This window comes from Rhodospirillaceae bacterium, from assembly GCA_016722635.1.
Lineage (GTDB): Bacteria > Pseudomonadota > Alphaproteobacteria > JAEUKQ01 > JAEUKQ01 > JAEUKQ01.
On record JADKIX010000003.1, the window covers coordinates 455,992 to 473,053 of the forward strand.

Genomic DNA, 17,062 nt, shown 5'->3' on the forward strand with positions numbered 1-17,062 from the left:
ATAAACACCGGGCGGAGTTAATTATCATAAACTGGCATAGGGACGGTTTAACCCCTGATAACAAAGCTTCAAGGTATTATGCAAAAGAAAGGCAACGGTCATGGGGCCAACCCCGCCTGGCACAGGGGTAATGGCTTTAGCGTTTGGCAGTACCTCCAAAAAAGCCACATCTCCTTGCAGGCTATAGCCTTTCTGTCCTGTGGGATCATCTATTTTATTAATCCCCACATCAATGACCACCGCACCATTTTTTACCCAATCCCCCCTGACCAACTGCGCATGCCCAGCAGCAGCCACGATAATATCCGCCTGCCTGCATTGGCCAGCCAAATCCACCGTATGCCGGTGTGCCATGGTTACCGTACAATTTTGCTGCAGCAACAACCAAGCCATTGGCCGCCCTACCAAGGCGGAACGTCCAATCACGACAGCCTTTTTACCCTCCAAGCCCTTCGGAAAAATTTGTTGCAGTAAATATAAACAACCGGCAGGCGTACAAGGTATGATGGAAGGTTGGCCGTTGGCTAAATGCCCCGCATTGATGCTATGCAATCCATCCACATCCTTGGCAGGATCAATATGGTCAATGACGGTACGGACAGGTAAATGGGAAGGCAATGGCAATTGGATGAGAATGCCGTGGATGGCAGGGTCTGCATTCAATTGCCCAATCAATTGCAATAATTTGGTTAAACTGGTGGTAGCAGGCAAGCGAAAATCCTTGGATTTTATCCCGATTTTTTGTGCCTTTTGGGTCTTCATGCCTACATATAAAATACTAGCCGGATCATCGCCAACCAAAACCATCGCCAATCCAGGCGTTACTTTTTCTTTCTGCCCAAGCTCACGGACTTGTGAAACAACAAGGTCCAGCAATTGTTGGGCATAAAATTTACCGTCAATAATCTTGGTAGATAAGGGGGGGGTGGAAACCGTCATTCGATATCTTCTGTTCCTGCGGGGGCCAATAATTGCATGACATTTGTCTGATCACTCTTAATCAATATCGTTTTGTATTGATCTTTAGCGCCCTGTTCAAGGGTAATATTTTTCAAGGGAATCTTCAACTGAACACTTAAGAATTTTAGAACGACCTGATTGGCTTTTCCTTTTTCGGCAATAGCGGCCACCGATATTTTAAGCAATTTCAAACCTTTATCCTGGGTGATCCACCCCATTATCCGGGTGCAGCGGGCGTTGGGGATAACCTTCACATAAAGCTTAATATATTCCTCTTTAATCAACAGGTTATCCTTCGCAACCGACTATTTAGTGATACCTTAAACCCTGAAAATCCACCCCAGCCAATATTCATACATCAAGCTGCGGATCAGATAGATGATCAGGAATAAGACAAGTGGCGACAAATCAACCCCTTGGATCGCCGGTAACAACCGCCGGATAGGACGCAATAAGGGCTCCGTGACCGCAAATAAAAAGTGAGTAATGCTGCGCACAAAATGATTGCGGGCATTGACGACATCAAAAACAATCAGCCAGCTTAAAACCGCACTGATAAGTAATATCCAGCCATAAACGTTTAACAGGGTATCGACCAAGCGGAACAGGGAATACATGCCTATTGAAGACCATTTTTAAAAATAAAATATTAAGGTGAAATACTAAGACAGCTTAACTATTTGGGCAAGAACCAAAAGTTAGGATCAGGACTTTTATTGATCTGCCTAAAACTTACCTAGAAACAGTGCTTTTTTCATGGGCGTTGAATATTCAAGCTTTCACGGAACGTGATAAGCGCAGAAATGTATAGTCATCAAACCATATCCTGCACCTGTTTTCTATCCCTCTTTTATGCCATGACTTTAATTATTTGACATGGCCACTTCTTGAAACCAGCAAACTTAGTTGTAAACTCCCTGCAGAAGGAGTACAATAGCCTGGTATGGTATTTATTGGCTAAAACCCTAGGCAAAACAAGGAGATAAAAATGAAAAAGATACTATATCTTGCTATTATTCTTGCTGTTGCTTTGGTGGTTTTTTTCCGCTTCCATCCAGAAGAAGTGGAAAAAATGAAGAAATATTGTGATAAAATACGGAAGAAAGTATGGGTTGAGGTTGGTAAAAAACTGCTTAGCACTTTTCTTCGGTAAGATTTGATGAATATTCGCTAAATTCTACAAGGATAACCCCAATCTAAGGATCTTAGGTTGGGGTTGTTTTTTAAGCGAAAATCTTGCCCTATATGTCTTGGAAAATTTCATTTGGATAGATACGGAAGAATGGTGCGCCCGAAGAGACTCGAACTCCTAGCCTTCTGATTCGTAGTCAGATGCTCTATCCAATTGAGCTACGGGCGCGCAATAACACCAAATGCAAAGGCTGTTTTACACGAGCGTTCTAAGAAAGGCAAGAACAGTTTATAAAAGAAATGTTCTTGATTTATTAAACCACCCATAAATCTAGTGATATCTTGGCATCTATAAACACACATCTCACCAGATGCGCCCAAATAACAATCGATTGCTTTTTATGAAGGAATGAATTAGTGATAGGCTAATACTTTTTATCCCTTCAATACCCTTTTCGGTGCACCATGAATCCAGTCAATAAATATTTTCCTGTTACCTGGGACGAATTCCACCGCCACACCAAGGCATTAGCTTGGCGTCTCGTCAACCAAGGCCCTAACAACGGTCGCTGGACAGGGATTGTTGCGATCACGCGGGGCGGGCTGGTGCCAGCCGCTGTCATCGCGCGCGAGTTGGATATCCGGTTAATAGATACCGTTTGTATCGCCAGTTATGATGATGAAAAACAAGGGGGCCTAAAAATCTTAAAGCCCATTAAAGGCGATGGCAAAGGCTGGTTAATCATTGACGATTTGGTAGATACCGGTAAGACCGCCAAAGCGATTCGCGCCATGTTGCCCCATGCCCATTTCGCTTGCATTTATGCCAAACCCGCCGGTCGCCCGTTGGTTGACAGTTTCGTCACGGAAGTCAGCCAAGACACCTGGATTTTGTTTCCCTGGGATATTGAACATCAAATGACCCAGCCGATTGCTGACCAAATCCCCGTTGATAAGCTTTAAGTCATTTTTTCATTGCGCCTGATTATATAGAAACAGGGCTTACATCACCTGGTTGTTATGTTGGGATAGTTCTTGCTGCGCCTGTTGCATTTCAGACTGAATGGCCTGGGCGGCTTCAGCAGGATTGACCGCTTGTAAAATAGGCCGGCCAACCACTAAATCTGTTGCACCCTCTATAATGGCTTGCCTTGGCGTTATAATCCTTTTTTGATCAACTGCCTGTTGCAGCGAAGGTCTGACCCCCGGCACAACCAAACGCAATTTATCTCCGAAAACCGCTTTTAAAAAACCCACTTCCAATCCAGAACATACCACGCCCTGAACCCCACTTTGATAAGCCAAATTTGCCAAACGCAAACTTTGGTCCAGAGAGGAGGAAAAGGACCCAAAATCCTCCAGATCGCTTTTCTCAAGGCTGGTTAATAAGGTAACCGCAATCAAATCAGGACAGTGCACCCGGTATTTATCTGCCGCTTCATGGGCTGATTCTACCGCCGCTTTTAACATAGCTGATCCGCCGCTTGCATGAACCGTTATTAAATCTGGCTGGCAATTTTTGACCAGTCCGTCAATTGCCCGTGCTACCGTATGGGGAATATCGTGCAATTTTACATCTAAAAATAATTGATAGGGATTTTTCTCGCATACTTCCTTCATTTTTTCCCAACCGATGGCATAGAGGAATTCCAACCCTATTTTTATCCCTTGGATGTGATTGGACAATTTCTGAAGGATCGGGTTAATTTGTTCTGAATCGTGAATGTCTAAAGCTACAAATAAGTTTGGGGGGGTCATGGGGATGTCAAGGAAAATTCCTTGCCCTTCTTCATTGCGTGTCTATTAGTATTTGATGACACGAGAATTTTGTGATTAAGAAAAATTTATTTGGGACGCTTTGCAAACCAACGACCAATCCAACCCGCCCAAAACCCTATAAAAAAGATAACGAGGACTAATAAAAAAACCTTCGTTTCCGCCGTAACAAATGGCCAAATAGTAATAACGACAGATTGGGTGTTGGTTACCGCAAAAACAACCAATATAGCGATGACCGGAATAGCAATAATCCATCCTAACTTTGACATCGCATGCTCCTGACTAATTTTTAGAGACCTGGTTAATTCTTTCTTTTAATTCTTTACCTGCCCGGAAAAAAGGGCTTCTTCTTTCCTGCAACATAACTTTTTCACCGGTTTTAGGATTCCTGGCAGGGCGGGGATCCCGCAGGCGTGTTGAAAAAATTCCAAACCCTCTCAACTCCACCCTTTTCCCTTTGATCATCGCTTCACTAATCCGATTAAAAACGCTTGTAACAACGCGTTCTGCCTCATCATGGGTTAGCAGGGGGTGAAGGCTAAGAAGCGTAGCTATTAACTCTGATTTTGTCATGGATCTCGAACCTTTTATTATCCCGATAAAATTCAATGATGCTTTATATACTGATATTACCTTAGCAAAACAATCTAAATTGTGCGGAAGATAAATATAGACCATTGCCATTCAAACGGCCTTTTGAGGAGATATATTTTCTACATCTTCCTTATTGCCGGATACATATTACTTGCTTCAACAATCAATCGTTTTGATCCGTTTTGCAATTAATTCTTCCTAAGAAAAAGGCCTGATCAGGATAACCAGGCCTTTTATATTTAAGTCTTCTGATCCTGCGGCAATTTTATGCCTCTGAATCTTCCGATTTCTTTTTCTTTGGTTTGGTATCCTTTTGTGCTTTTGAAATAGCAGCACCTAATATTTCACCCAAGCTTGCGCCCGAATCAGAAGAACCATAATCGGCCATTGCTTGCTTTTCTTCATCCATTTCCTTCGCTTTTACAGATAAAGAAATCTTGCGGGTTTTGCCATCAACGCTTGTCACTTTTGCATCGACTTTTTCCCCGATAGCAAAACGGTCTGTTCTCTGCTCCGAACGTTCACGGGCCAAATCAGCTTTACGGACGAACCCAACCACCCCTTCTTTCAGGGATACTTCCAATCCTGCTTCCTGAATAGCGGTGATGGTCGCCGTCACCACATCGCCTTTTTTATATTGATCGGAAGCAGTAGCAAATGGATCTGCATTTAACTGTTTAATCCCTAAGCTAATCCGTTCCTTTTCCGAATCAATATCCAGGACACGCACTTTAACTTTATCGCCATTTTTATAATCGGCAATGGCTTGCTCGCCAGGGCGTTGCCAATCAAGATCGGATAAATGTACCATTCCATCCACATCTCCCGGCAATCCTACAAATAAGCCGAAGTCAGCAATATTACGCACTTCGCCTTCCAAAACCGTCCCAACCGGATTCTTTTGTTGGAAAGAAATCCATGGATTATCAGCAGTTTGTTTTAAGCCTAAGCTAATCCGGCGTTTTTGGTGGTCAATATCTAAAACAACCACTTCAACCTGTTGACCGACCGTGACAATCTTGCTGGGGTGCAAATTCTTTTTTGTCCAACTCATTTCGGAAACATGAATCAGCCCCTTAACATCATCCTCGAGTTCCATAAAGGCGCCATAATCAGCAATATTGGTAATTCGGCCGTTAACCTTGGTCCCGACAGCATATTTATTCGCAATATTTTGCCATGGATCTGTTTCCAACTGTTTCATGCCTAAAGAAATCCGCTGATTCTCTGGGTTAAAGCGAATAATTTGGACTTTAACAGGCTGGTCTAAGGACAAAACGTCCGATGGATGGGTAATTCTTTTCCAAGAAATATCGGTGATATGCAGCAATCCGTCAACACCACCTAAATCCACAAAGGCGCCATAATCTGTAATGTTTTTGATTTTGCCAGTCAGTATTTGGCCTTCCTTCAAACCAGCGACCAGTTCAGTTCTTGCTTCAGCACGGCTTTCTTCCAAAATTGCCCGGCGTGAAACCACAATATTGCCACGGGCACGATCCATTTTCAAAATTTGGAAAGGCTGGGGATGGCCCATTAAGGGAGTGATGTCTCGAATGGGACGGATGTCAACCTGGCTGCCTGGTAAAAACGCAACCGCTCCGGATAAATCAACCGTGAACCCACCTTTAACCCGACCAAATATAACACCCGTAACACGGACATTTTGTTTGTGGTTATTTTCTAATTGAACCCATGATTCTTCTCGGCGCGCTTTTTCACGGCTTAATAAAGCCTCGCCATTTTTATCCTCAATTCGTTCAATGTAAACTTCGACAATGTCGCCCGCCTTAATTTCCGAGGTTTGGCCGGGGGAGGCAAATTCTTTTATCGAAATGCGGCCTTCCGACTTCAATCCAACATCAATGATCGCCAAATCATTTTCAATGCGAATAACTTTACCTTTAACCACAGAGCCTTCAATATTTTTACGGTTACCAAATGACTCTTCCAGAAGGGCTGCAAAGTCTTCCATTGGGGGAATGGTTGATTTGCTAGCGCTGTTTTTTGTTACGTTCATACCAGTATTAATCCTAATTTATATTTGGCCAGCCAGTTTGAAACGGCGGACTTGGGGTTGATAATTTTATACACAAGATATTTTCAGGTTTTAGACCTATAAAACACCTCAATTAAATTATTAATGATAATTGGCTAATCTTTGCTGAACATGGCCTAAAGCAACTTGAAAAGCCTGTTCGGCATTAAGATTGGAATTATCAATAATAACGGCATCCGCAGCGGGTATCAAAGGCGCATGCAACCTATTCTGATCGCGCTTGTCACGCTCTTGGATATCTTGCAGAACCTGCGCATGTATAACTTGTTGCCCACGATTTAGCAACTCTTTATAACGCCGATTCGCTCGAATTTCTTGCAAAGCAGTTACAAACAGCTTTACCTGAGCGTCAGGCCAAATAACAGTGCCGATATCACGCCCATCTAAAATCGCCCCTTGAAGTAATTTATTACCCGCAGTTGCCGATTCTGGGAAATTCCGCTGAAATGATAATAAAGCTGCCCTGATTGCCGGGAATGTTGCAATAATAGATGCGGTCTGCCCCACTTTTTCCTCGCGCAAGGAAGGTGACTGCAAATCAACTTCCGTTAAATTTTTGGCGAGATCAAGCAACTTAGGATTGTCTTTATTGTTCCAATCCAGCTGATGCTCAAGCGCTTTGGCAGCAACCGCCCGGTACAATAGGCCCGTATCCAAATAAGCAAATTGCAAATGCCGCGCCAACTGTCGGGCCAATGTGCCCTTTCCTGCAGCGGTTGGCCCATCAACCGCAATCACCACGATGGTTTTCTTTTTATCTGAGATTTTATGCATCTTAATATCCTTAACCACATTCCCATGTTACATAATGAGCGTTTGCAACATATCAAAACATCTCATGCGCCTTAGAATGAGACATTATTAAATAGAACCCCTATTTTATTTCGGCAAGTCATTCATTTATCTTTTGACAAAAACCTCAGAAGATGGCAATTCCCATTCGGTTAATATTTTTGCTTAAAGGAGTAAATGGTCTTGGCAAAAGAAAAATGGGGTATCAAAAGGTTGTGCCTAAGCTGTGGGGCATATTTCTATGATTTGAACCATCAACCCAGCACTTGCCCCAAATGTGGGACATTACATGATCCCGAAGCCTCGTTAAAATCGAGAAAAGGCCGGGGCGCAGCCGCAAAAACGGTGGCCGCCAAAAAGGCGGAATTGCTTCCTGAAACTGTCGAATTTTTAGCTGACGATGCTGACATTGTGCTGCCTGGGTTAGATGCCACCCACAAGGATGATGAATTAATTGAAGATACATCAGAACTAGCTGAAGAAGATGATGTGGGCAATGTGATTGACAATGTGGAAAATGAAGAAGAACAATAAAGCCTGCAATAAATAATCGTCGGCTTATTGATTTTTTTGTTGCATAGGGAAGGTCTTCTCCTTTACAAAGGAATCGACATTGGGGTCATAGCTCAGCTGGGAGAGCGCTACAATGGCATTGTAGAGGTCAGCGGTTCGATCCCGCTTGGCTCCACCAAATTGTGAAAGCAGTTCACCAAATTGTGAACTGCTTTTTTTATGGAAAATACTTCATGTATTGCTGGGTGGGGTAGGTTTTTTATCATGGAAATCAACGATGATTTTCCAGGCTTGTTCCGGCGTGTCCACAAATTGGAGCAAAGCAAGGTCTGAGGCAGAAATCATCCCTTGTTCCAACAAAAAATCAAAATTAATAAGTTTTTTCCAAAATTCCTTATAAAAAAGGATGATTGGCAACGGCTCAACTTTCCCTGTTTGAATTAACGTCAAGGCTTCGAACATTTCATCTAAGGTACCAAAACCCCCTGGGAAATACACCAACGCCCGCGCCCGTAACATGAAATGCATTTTCCGCAAGGCAAAATAATGGAACCTAAAATTCAAATCGGGGGTGATATAGGGGTTGGGATATTGTTCATGTGGCAACTCAATATTAAAGCCGATATTGGGGCTTTCCGCATCCGCCGCGCCGCGATTAGATGCTTCCATGATCCCGGGTCCACCGCCCGTGGAAATCACAAAATCCCTGCATATATGGGCGCATTGAAAACGTTTCTGGCTTTCTTTGGCAATTAAAAAAGATAAAGCCCGTGCCCTTTCATATATCTCTGCTTGCCCTAACAATTTTTCTGCCCGCGCCAACTCCTGTTCGCGTATCCGCGGATTTTTGGTTTTTCTTGCATTTTCTAACACCATCAAAGCGGTTTCAGGAGAGGGAATGCGTGCACTGCCAAAAACCGCAATCGTTGAGCGGACGTTCCACTCTTTTAAAAGCATATCAGTTTTTAAATATTCCAACTGCAATCGAATCGGGCGTAAATCTTCCCGGGCAATAAAATCCAGATCCTTAAAAGCGATAATAGACCTTGGGTTTATTTTCTCTTCCGGTTTTTGTGGCGGTAAAGCGGAAATATTCGGTGACTCCACGGGGGGAATAATGGGTTTCATCTCATTTCTTTCTTTATCCAGGCATTCAATTACTGAAAACCCGCTTAAAGCGGGTGATCTTCATTTGTTAGACGTCAATAGATTTTTACTTCCTATTTATAGCCCCATTGCTTGGTAGCCGCAATATAATCGGCAAGAAAATAATAATAAGAATGTTTTAATGCCACCTCTCCTCATTCATTCATTTATTTCTTTTCCTTACATATTTGTCTTGCTATAGTGAGGATGGAGATCGACAATGGACGGATGTCGCGCTAACCCGGCCAGGTCCGGAAGGAAGCAGCCGTAACGATTGTCAGCCCGGGTCATTGCTCGGTCTCCCCATACAAACGGTTGCCATAGCTATCAAGCCCCTGGTTAAAGGGGTAAAAATAATTCATGACAAACCTCATTTCTTCCATTACATAACATTCGCATATGCGATAAATTAAAGGGTTACCCACAACGAATCATGACAAGCGGTTATCGTGTCTTAGCACGGAAGTATCGTCCGACCATTTTGCAGGAGTTGGTTGGCCAGGAAACGTTGGTGCGTATCCTTCATAATTCCTTCCAAAGTGGCAGGATTGCCCATGCTTTCATGTTAACAGGGGTCCGGGGTGTTGGCAAAACCACAACGGCCCGGATCATTGCCCGTAGTTTAAATTGTATAGGCTTAGACGGCCAAGGTAGTGTTACCACCAAACCGTGCGGAACCTGTACCCATTGTGCCATGATCAGCCAGGATCGCCATGTTGATGTACTCGAAATTGATGCAGCCAGCCGGACAGGGGTTGGCGATATGCGGGAAATTATCGATAGCGTGAAATATTTGCCTGTTTCCGCGCGCTATAAGATTTATATTATTGATGAAGTCCATATGTTATCAACTAGCGCTTTTAATGCTTTACTCAAAACGCTGGAGGAACCGCCGCCGCACGTTAAATTCATTTTTGCCACCACTGAAATTCGGAAGGTTCCAGTAACCGTCCTTTCCCGTTGCCAAAGGTTTGATCTACGCCGGATTGATACACCGGTATTAACCCAACATTTATTAAATATTGCCCAGCAAGAATCCATTGCTCTGGATCAGCAGGCGGCGATCTTGATTGCGGAGGCTGCAGATGGTTCAGCCCGGGACAGTCTGTCTTTGCTTGATCAAGCCATTGTCATGGCGAATGGCACCATTACCAGTCAAATGATCCAAGAAATGTTGGGGCATGCCCAAGATCAACATATCTTGGTTCTATTTGAATATTTAATTGATGGCAAAATTGCCTTAGCCATCCAGGAATTGGAACAATTTTATCGTCAGGGTGTGGATCCTTCCTTTTTACTACAAGACCTATTGCGCTTTACCCATCAATTTACCCTGTTAAAATATGGTGTTAAGTCAAACCTGACTTGGTTAGGGGTGGATACGGAGAACTTGTCCCCCGCCTATCGCCAACTGTTGGACAAATTGCGGGTGGATGGATTAAACATCATGTGGCAGATTTTGTTAAAAGGTTTAAGCGAGGTGCAGACAGCCTTTGCCCCCTTACAGGCCGCCCAAATGGTGCTGATTAGACTGACGCATTATTTAGCCATGCCTAGCCCGGGGGAGATCAGCAATTTATTTTTGTCAAACCAACAGGTCCCTCAAGCCGGGCAACCGGCCCAAAGCAATTCTGCTACGCAACCTAGCGTTTCCATCAGCGTCCTATCAAAACCAACCACCCCTGCCAACCCTACCGCATTAGCCGTATCGCCCTTTCCAACGATCGAGAAAGATGTATCATCGCCCCCTGCTGTGCCCCCTTCTACCTATGCTAATCTGGCTAAATCATCGGAACCGGCCAATAAAACAGGAGCGCCGGGCAAGGTTCAAAATTCTTCTGTTTCTTCCCCACCTACCTTGCTGCTTCATAGTTTTCAAGAAGTTTTGAAACTAGTTGACGAGCGTCGGCAGGGACTTTTGCATGCCCATTTGATGCGGGATATGCGCCTAATAACATTCGCCCCCGGTTTTATCGAATGCGGCTTAACCCCTGACGCACCCAGCAATCTGACCCTTAAGCTTGGACAATTTTTAAGGGAAACCACGGGAACAGCCTGGGAAATTAAAGTGAATAACCAGAAAGTGGATGTTCCAACTGCCTTAGAGCAACAGAAAATATTGAAAGATAGACAGGAACAATCGGCAATACAGCATCCGGTCATGCAAAATATCTTCAAACATTTCCCGGAAAGCAAGATTGAACGTATTTATCAAAAAACAAAAGATTTTGATATTTTATCAGCCGATTCTGATAAAACAGACATGAACCCGAATTTTGAGGAGATGAATGAATGAAAAATAATATTGGCGCCATGATGAAACAAGCGCAAATGATGCAGCAAAGAATGCAAGATGTCCAAAATCAGCTGGACAAGGTAGAAATTAGCGGGGCATCAGGCGGCGGCTTGGTACAGGTGACCTTGACGGGTAAAGGCAATGTCCGCCAAATTAAAATTGATCCCTCCTTGTTTAAAGGCGAGGAAAAAGAAATTGTGGAAGACTTGATTTGTGCCGCCTTTAATGATGCTAAAAATAAAGTGGAACAGCATGCCTCCCAAGAAATGTCCAAAATAACCGGCGGATTAAATTTGCCCGCTGGCTTTAAAATGCCATTTTAATCCGATCATGTACGGCATAGAAATCTCACAACTTATCCAAATACTCGGCAAACTACCCGGCGTTGGGCCGCGGTCGGCCAAACGCATTGCCTTGCATCTCTTGAAGAAAAGGCAAAGTTTGATGCCGCAGCTGTTGTCCATCTTGGCACAAGCCCAGGAACACGTAAAAACCTGTTCTCAATGCCACAATCTTGACAGTAAAGATCCCTGTTTTATTTGTAGCGATGGGAAACGGGATCATCACAGCCTGTGCGTGGTCGAGGAAATATCCGACCTTTGGGCGATGGAGCGGACGCAAAGTTTTAAAGGCGTTTATCATGTCTTGGGCGGAACCTTATCAGCCATTGACGGAATCGGGCCTGAACAGCTGAATATCGCCTCATTGGTCACCCGCATCAATCACAAGCCAATCCACGAGCTGGTTTTAGCCACCTCAGCAACTGTTAATGGCCAAACCACCGCTTATTACTTGACAGAGTTGTTTGATAAAAATACCGTCCGGGTTACCCACTTGGCTTATGGGTTGCCGGTAGGCGGAGCTTTGGATTATTTAGACGAAACTACCATTGCCCTAGCCTATAAAGCCAGACTGCCTTTTAAGCAAACCAGTACTTAAACACCTAGCCATCTACTAGAACTAATCCGAACCACGGGGAAAAAACCTATGACAAATGCTAATCTGCTAAAAACATCTTATGTGGAAGACTTGCACATCGGAATGGAGGCAAGCTTAACGAAAAAAGTGCAGGAAAAAGATGTCTTGTCTTTTAGCGAAATTTCCGGTGATAAAAATCCCGTCCATTTGGATGAAGCCTTTGCGAAAACCACCCGCTTCAAAGAGCGCATTGCACACGGCTTGCTGTCGGCCAGCTTTATTTCTGCGGTTTTCGGAATGAAAATGCCGGGGCCTGGCAGTATTTATTTAAACCAAGCCCTTCAATTTAAAGCGCCGGTTAAAATTGGCGATACAGTCACAGCAAAAGTCAAAGTCAAAAACATTGATTTAAATCGGGCACGGGTGATATTTGAAACCACTTGCTCGGTTGGCGAATTACTGGTGATTACCGGAGAAGCGGAATTATTAGTACCCAAACGTCCCGCACCCTCTTTATAATATGTTGTTAGGCCGATCCCCCTTATTGAAATGCAGATTTTTCGCTCCCTTCATGCGTTAACCCCCAAACAGCAAGGGGCGGTTGTTGCCATCGGCAATTTTGATGGATTGCATCGTGGCCATCAAGCGATCTTAACTCTCACAAAAAAATTAGCCAACAAGCACGGGAAAGCAGCAGCTATACTAAGCTTTGCCCCGCACCCTCGCCTTTATTTTTCGCCATCGGCGCCAGCCTTTCAATTAACTAATTGGCGATGCAAGGCCGAATTACTGGCAAGCTATGGCATGAATTTTCTTTATCTGCAGCATTTCGGCCCGGCATTGGTCAAAACAAACGCGCAAGATTTTATTGAACATATTTTAATCAAGCAGTTGAAGGTTTCCAACATTGTGGTGGGCCAGAATTTTGCCTTCGGTCACCAGCGTCAGGGCACCATTGCTTTATTGAAAGAGTATCATCAATTTTTTTCAACCACTGCCCTAGAGCCCTTTACGGATGCGAATGGAACTATTTGCTCTTCAACCACCGCCCGGCGTTATTTGGAAGAAGGGCAGTTAGATAAACTCAAAGATTTACTGGGGCGCCCCTGGATGATTGCGGGACATGTACAACATGGCCGCAAACAGGGTCGGCTACTCGGTTTTCCAACCGCTAATTTATCTGTCAAAGACCGGCTGTTACCGCCTTACGGCATATATACGGTGCGGGTAAAAATGAACTCAAATTCTGCGGAAACCATCTGGCAAGGGGTTGCGAATTTAGGCATTAGGCCGACGTTTGATGAACAGGAACCCTTATTAGAAGTTCATCTTTTTAACTTTAATCAATCCTTATATGGGCAGCGTTTATATGTGCAGTTTCATCACTTTATAAGGCCCGAGAAAAAATTTTCTGACCTTCAAAAACTTCGTGCACAAATTGCTAAAGATTGTCAGCAAGCACTTTTTCTTTTGAAGAAAATTGACAATTGAGCGTGGTTCGACTTTTATAAGCGAGAGCGTGAGAGATATCTTATCATGTTTATTGATTGTGGATGAAGGGGAATAGCCTTGGATTTTAAATCAACAGTTTTCCTGCCAAAAACTGATTTTGCCTTGCGGGCGAATTTATCTGAACGGGAAGCCCAGATACTCGAAATATGGCAAAAGACCGATCTTTTTAACCAATTACGCAAGGCTCATAAAGGCAAGGAAAAATTCTTACTGCATGATGGCCCACCCTATGCAAATGGTCATATCCACATCGGTACAGCCCTTAATAAAATTTTAAAGGATATGGTAAACCGTAGCCAGTTTATGCTGGGCAAAGATGTGAATTACGTCCCTGGTTGGGATTGTCATGGATTACCGATTGAATGGCAAATTGAGCAGCAATACCGTAAAGCAGGCCGTGACAAAGATAAAGTGCCAGTGGCAGAATTCCGCCGTGAGTGCGAACAATTTGCGAAGCAATGGTTGGATACCCAGCGACAGGAATTTAAAAGATTAGGCGTGAATGCGGATTGGGATCATCCCTATATGACCATGTCACCCCAGGCCGAGGCCCAGATTTTGCGGGAAATCGGCAAATTCGTGATGAATGGTGGATTATACCTTGGTTTTATTCCCGTTTTATGGTCGGTGATTGAGAAAACGGCTTTAGCCGAAGCGGAGGTCGAGTATCATGATAAAAACTCCTCAGCTATTTATGTGCGGTTCCCGGTTGTTAAAACATCTCTGCCCTCTCTAAAGGGCAAGAATTGTTATGCCGTCATTTGGACAACCACGCCCTGGACTTTACCAGCCAACCGCGCCATTGCTTTTGGGGCGGATTTATCTTATGTGGCCTTAAAGGTTGGGCAAACGAAAGATAATGTTGCTATACAAACAGCCGATATTTATTTGGTAGCAGCTGATCTGGTTCAAGGGTTCTGTGAGGCAACCGGCATTATCCAGCACCAGATACTACAAGAAATCAAGGGCAGCATGTTGACTGGCAGTATGTGCCAACATCCGCTGCACGGCAAAGGCTATGATTTTAATGTTCCCCTGGTTGAAGGTCACCATGTCACCACCGAACAAGGGACGGGGTTGGTTCATATTGCCCCTTCCCACGGGTCTGACGATTTCGAAATCGGCAAAAAATACAAATTGGAAGTCCCAAACCTCATTATGGAGGATGGCAGTTATAGCCCAACCGTTCCTTTATTTGCGGGTGCCCGGATTTTAAAGCTGGACGGCAAAACAGGAGACGCTGATAAAGTCGTGATTGAGGCTATACGCCAAGCCACACACCTATTGTCTTTGAAGCAAATCACCCATAGCTATCCCCATAGCTGGCGGTCGAAATCGCCCTTGATCTACCGCGCAACCCCACAAATATTCATTAGCATGGATAGAAACCAGTTGCGAGAAAAGGCTTTAAAATCCATTGATCGGACGCATTTTATCCCGGTTCAGGGCAAACAGCGCCTGAAATCGATGATTGAACAACGGCCGGATTGGTGCATTTCCCGTCAACGCAGCTGGGGAACACCGATTGCATTGTTCATCCATAAAAGAACGGGCGAGATTTTGCGCGACCAGAAAGTCATTGACCGTATCGCCCAAGCTTTTGAAAAAGAAGGTGCCAATGCCTGGTTTAGCGGCAATCACGAACGCTTTTTAAAACCCGAATATCAGCTTGCTGATTATAACGTCGTCATGGATACGGTTGATGTTTGGTTTGACAGTGCCTCCACCCACAGCTTTGTGTTAGAAAATCGGCAACATACAGATATGAAATGGCCAGCTGATTTGTATTTGGAAGGATCCGACCAACATCGCGGCTGGTTTCACACCTCCCTGCTTGAAAGCTGCGGCACCCGCGGCGAAGCTCCTTTTAAAGCCTTGTTGACCCACGGGTTCGTTTTGGATGAGCAGGGGCGGAAAATGTCAAAATCACTAGGTAATGTCATGGCCCCGGCGGATGTCATTAAACAATATGGGGCAGACGTCCTAAGGTTATGGGTGGTGGCATCCGATTATACCGATGATTTACGGATCGGTTCAGAAATTTTGAAACATCAGGCCGAAGCTTACCGCCGCCTGCGTAATACCATGCGCTATCTCCTAGGTGCTTTAAATGGTTTTGAAGCAGGCCAGAAATTGCCTGTTGATCAATTGCCTGCCCTGGAAAAATGGGTTTTACATCGTTTATGGCAGCTGGACAAAGTGGTTCGGCAATCTTGTAACGATTTTTCTTTTCATCGGTTATTCAGCGAAATTAGCCATTTTTGTGCCATCGATTTATCTGCCTTTTATTTCGACGTTCGCAAAGATTCCCTGTATTGTGATGATCTTGCCAACCCTACCCGTCGTGCCACGCAAACAGTCATGCACGAAGTATTTGAATGTCTAACAGCTTGGCTAGCCCCTATTTTATGTTTTACCACTGAAGAAGCCTGGCAAACTTATCATCCGAATTCTTCCAGTGTCCATTTGCGGACCTTCCCCATCATTTCTGATAGTTGGGAAAATCAGGATTTAGCAGACAAATTTGTAAAAATCCGCTCCGTCCGCCGGGTGGTGACCGGCGCCTTGGAAGTGGCGCGGGCCGAACAAAAGATCGGCTCTTCTCTGCAGGCCAAGCCGATTATTTATGTGGATAAATCATTGGCAAAATTGTTGCAACTGATGGATGTTGCCGACCTGATGATTACCTCAACTGCAGAAGTGCGCTCAACCCTCGCCCCAGCACACGCGTTTAAATCAGCCGATATGCCCGAAGTGGCGGTGGTGGTTGAGCTGGCAGACGGGCAAAAATGTGACCGCTGCTGGAAAACTTTACCGGAAGTGGGAAATTTTAAAGCCTATCCAAGCTTATGCGCGCGTTGTCATGATGTCATTCAACATGCAGGGCATTCCCATGTTTAAACGCAGCTTATGTTGGATTGTTGCCATTATCTTAATCGACCAAGTCAGTAAATATTGGATTTTAGAAACTTTCTGGTCACCCACTGCCCCTTTTTCTATTCCGGTGACTAGTTTCTTTGATTTAGTACTGGTTTGGAATAAAGGCGTGAGTTTCGGCATACTGGCATCTGACAATGTTTACCAACAGGCTTTAATTATTGGGTTTACACTCTTGATCGCCTGCGGATTAATGATATGGTTATGGCACAATCAACGACCTTATTTATCAGTTGTGTTGGCTTTAATTATTGGTGGCGCCTTAGGAAATTTGATTGACCGGCTGCGTTTTCGCGCCGTTGTTGATTTCCTTTATGTACATGTCGGCAGTTTTTCTTGGCCGGCGTTTAATGTGGCTGATACCGCGATTACTATAGGTGTTGTGTTACTAATGCTCGACAGCTTTCGCAAAAAAGCATAAGATG

The 17,062-nt window shown here is 44.3% G+C and carries 19 protein-coding genes, 2 tRNA genes and 1 other RNA gene; 12 read left to right on the forward strand and 10 right to left on the reverse strand.

Annotated elements, in window-relative coordinates:
• Nucleotides 1-24: 24 nt before the first annotated feature.
• The 3 genes from IPP67_02425 to IPP67_02435 are packed head-to-tail and all read right to left on the reverse strand — an operon-like array spanning nt 25 to nt 1,577.
• Complete coding sequence (locus IPP67_02425) at nt 25-939, reverse strand: bifunctional methylenetetrahydrofolate dehydrogenase/methenyltetrahydrofolate cyclohydrolase (GenBank protein ID MBL0338056.1); 915 nt, start codon at nt 937-939, stop codon at nt 25-27.
• Complete coding sequence (locus IPP67_02430; GenBank protein ID MBL0338057.1) at nt 936-1,244, reverse strand: DUF167 domain-containing protein; 309 nt, start codon at nt 1,242-1,244, stop codon at nt 936-938. Before IPP67_02430 ends, IPP67_02425 begins: the two co-directional genes overlap by 4 nt.
• A gap of 36 nt (nt 1,245-1,280) precedes the next feature.
• Nucleotides 1,281-1,577, reverse strand: coding sequence for a YggT family protein (locus IPP67_02435; GenBank protein ID MBL0338058.1), 297 nt, complete (start codon nt 1,575-1,577; stop codon nt 1,281-1,283).
• 371 nt (nt 1,578-1,948) lie between these two features.
• Between IPP67_02435 and IPP67_02440 the strand changes: the two genes are divergently transcribed.
• A complete protein-coding gene (locus tag IPP67_02440; GenBank protein MBL0338059.1) occupies nt 1,949-2,113 on the forward strand; it encodes a hypothetical protein in 165 nt (54 codons plus the stop codon).
• A 130-nt stretch (nt 2,114-2,243) separates the two neighbouring features.
• Here IPP67_02440 and IPP67_02445 read toward each other — a convergent pair.
• Nucleotides 2,244-2,320 (reverse strand) — tRNA-Arg (locus IPP67_02445).
• 236 nt (nt 2,321-2,556) lie between these two features.
• On the opposite strand from IPP67_02445, the gene gpt reads away from it, so the two are divergent.
• Nucleotides 2,557-3,054 (forward strand): xanthine phosphoribosyltransferase, encoded by a 498-nt coding sequence (gene gpt / locus IPP67_02450; GenBank protein MBL0338060.1) that lies wholly within the window; start codon nt 2,557-2,559, stop codon nt 3,052-3,054.
• Between the two features lie 39 nt (nt 3,055-3,093).
• Here gpt and pyrF read toward each other — a convergent pair whose 3' ends face one another.
• From pyrF to IPP67_02475, 5 genes are all read right to left on the reverse strand, one after another.
• Nucleotides 3,094-3,849: an orotidine-5'-phosphate decarboxylase gene (gene pyrF, locus IPP67_02455; protein MBL0338061.1), complete on the reverse strand. Its 756-nt coding sequence runs from the start codon at nt 3,847-3,849 to the stop codon at nt 3,094-3,096.
• Between the two features lie 86 nt (nt 3,850-3,935).
• Nucleotides 3,936-4,139 carry a DUF1049 domain-containing protein gene (locus IPP67_02460; GenBank protein MBL0338062.1) on the reverse strand — a complete coding sequence of 68 codons (204 nt, stop codon included), beginning with the start codon at nt 4,137-4,139 and terminating at the stop codon, nt 3,936-3,938.
• A gap of 13 nt (nt 4,140-4,152) precedes the next feature.
• Nucleotides 4,153-4,443 (reverse strand): integration host factor subunit beta, encoded by a 291-nt coding sequence (locus IPP67_02465; protein ID MBL0338063.1) that lies wholly within the window; start codon nt 4,441-4,443, stop codon nt 4,153-4,155.
• A 286-nt stretch (nt 4,444-4,729) separates the two neighbouring features.
• Nucleotides 4,730-6,484, reverse strand: coding sequence for a 30S ribosomal protein S1 (gene rpsA, locus IPP67_02470; protein ID MBL0338064.1), 1,755 nt, complete (start codon nt 6,482-6,484; stop codon nt 4,730-4,732).
• A gap of 120 nt (nt 6,485-6,604) precedes the next feature.
• On the reverse strand, nt 6,605-7,297 hold the full coding sequence (locus tag IPP67_02475; GenBank protein ID MBL0338065.1) for a (d)CMP kinase: 693 nt from the start codon (nt 7,295-7,297) through the stop codon (nt 6,605-6,607).
• Between the two features lie 201 nt (nt 7,298-7,498).
• Here IPP67_02475 and IPP67_02480 point away from each other — a divergent pair, with 201 nt between their 5' ends.
• Both IPP67_02480 and IPP67_02485 read left to right on the forward strand, forming a co-directional pair.
• Nucleotides 7,499-7,849, forward strand: a complete 351-nt coding sequence (locus tag IPP67_02480; protein MBL0338066.1) for a TIGR02300 family protein — start codon at nt 7,499-7,501, stop codon at nt 7,847-7,849.
• An 81-nt stretch (nt 7,850-7,930) separates the two neighbouring features.
• A tRNA-Ala gene (locus tag IPP67_02485) sits at nt 7,931-8,006 on the forward strand.
• Between the two features lie 53 nt (nt 8,007-8,059).
• Here the strand turns inward: IPP67_02485 and IPP67_02490 are convergent.
• Nucleotides 8,060-8,956: an LOG family protein gene (locus IPP67_02490; GenBank protein ID MBL0338067.1), complete on the reverse strand. Its 897-nt coding sequence runs from the start codon at nt 8,954-8,956 to the stop codon at nt 8,060-8,062.
• Between the two features lie 226 nt (nt 8,957-9,182).
• Here IPP67_02490 and ffs point away from each other — a divergent pair.
• The 8 genes from ffs (at nt 9,183) to lspA (ending at nt 17,058) form a co-directional block, all read left to right on the forward strand.
• An RNA gene (gene ffs, locus IPP67_02495) (signal recognition particle sRNA small type) lies at nt 9,183-9,281 on the forward strand.
• 126 nt (nt 9,282-9,407) lie between these two features.
• Nucleotides 9,408-11,270: a DNA polymerase III subunit gamma/tau gene (locus tag IPP67_02500; protein MBL0338068.1), complete on the forward strand. Its 1,863-nt coding sequence runs from the start codon at nt 9,408-9,410 to the stop codon at nt 11,268-11,270.
• Nucleotides 11,267-11,593 carry a YbaB/EbfC family nucleoid-associated protein gene (locus tag IPP67_02505; protein ID MBL0338069.1) on the forward strand — a complete coding sequence of 109 codons (327 nt, stop codon included), beginning with the start codon at nt 11,267-11,269 and terminating at the stop codon, nt 11,591-11,593. The genes IPP67_02500 and IPP67_02505 overlap by 4 nt, the downstream gene beginning before the upstream one ends.
• Before the next feature lie 7 nt (nt 11,594-11,600).
• The gene (gene recR / locus IPP67_02510) at nt 11,601-12,209 is read left to right on the forward strand and encodes a recombination protein RecR (protein ID MBL0338070.1); all 609 of its coding nucleotides are present in this window, start codon (nt 11,601-11,603) and stop codon (nt 12,207-12,209) included.
• Nucleotides 12,210-12,257: 48 nt separating this feature from the next.
• Nucleotides 12,258-12,707: a MaoC family dehydratase gene (locus tag IPP67_02515; GenBank protein MBL0338071.1), complete on the forward strand. Its 450-nt coding sequence runs from the start codon at nt 12,258-12,260 to the stop codon at nt 12,705-12,707.
• A 30-nt stretch (nt 12,708-12,737) separates the two neighbouring features.
• Nucleotides 12,738-13,679, forward strand: coding sequence for a bifunctional riboflavin kinase/FAD synthetase (locus IPP67_02520; GenBank protein ID MBL0338072.1), 942 nt, complete (start codon nt 12,738-12,740; stop codon nt 13,677-13,679).
• Nucleotides 13,680-13,751: 72 nt separating this feature from the next.
• Complete coding sequence (locus IPP67_02525) at nt 13,752-16,601, forward strand: isoleucine--tRNA ligase (protein ID MBL0338073.1); 2,850 nt, start codon at nt 13,752-13,754, stop codon at nt 16,599-16,601.
• Nucleotides 16,579-17,058 carry a signal peptidase II gene (gene lspA / locus IPP67_02530; GenBank protein ID MBL0338074.1) on the forward strand — a complete coding sequence of 160 codons (480 nt, stop codon included), beginning with the start codon at nt 16,579-16,581 and terminating at the stop codon, nt 17,056-17,058. The genes IPP67_02525 and lspA overlap by 23 nt, the downstream gene beginning before the upstream one ends.
• The last annotated feature ends 4 nt before the right edge of the window (nt 17,059-17,062 follow it).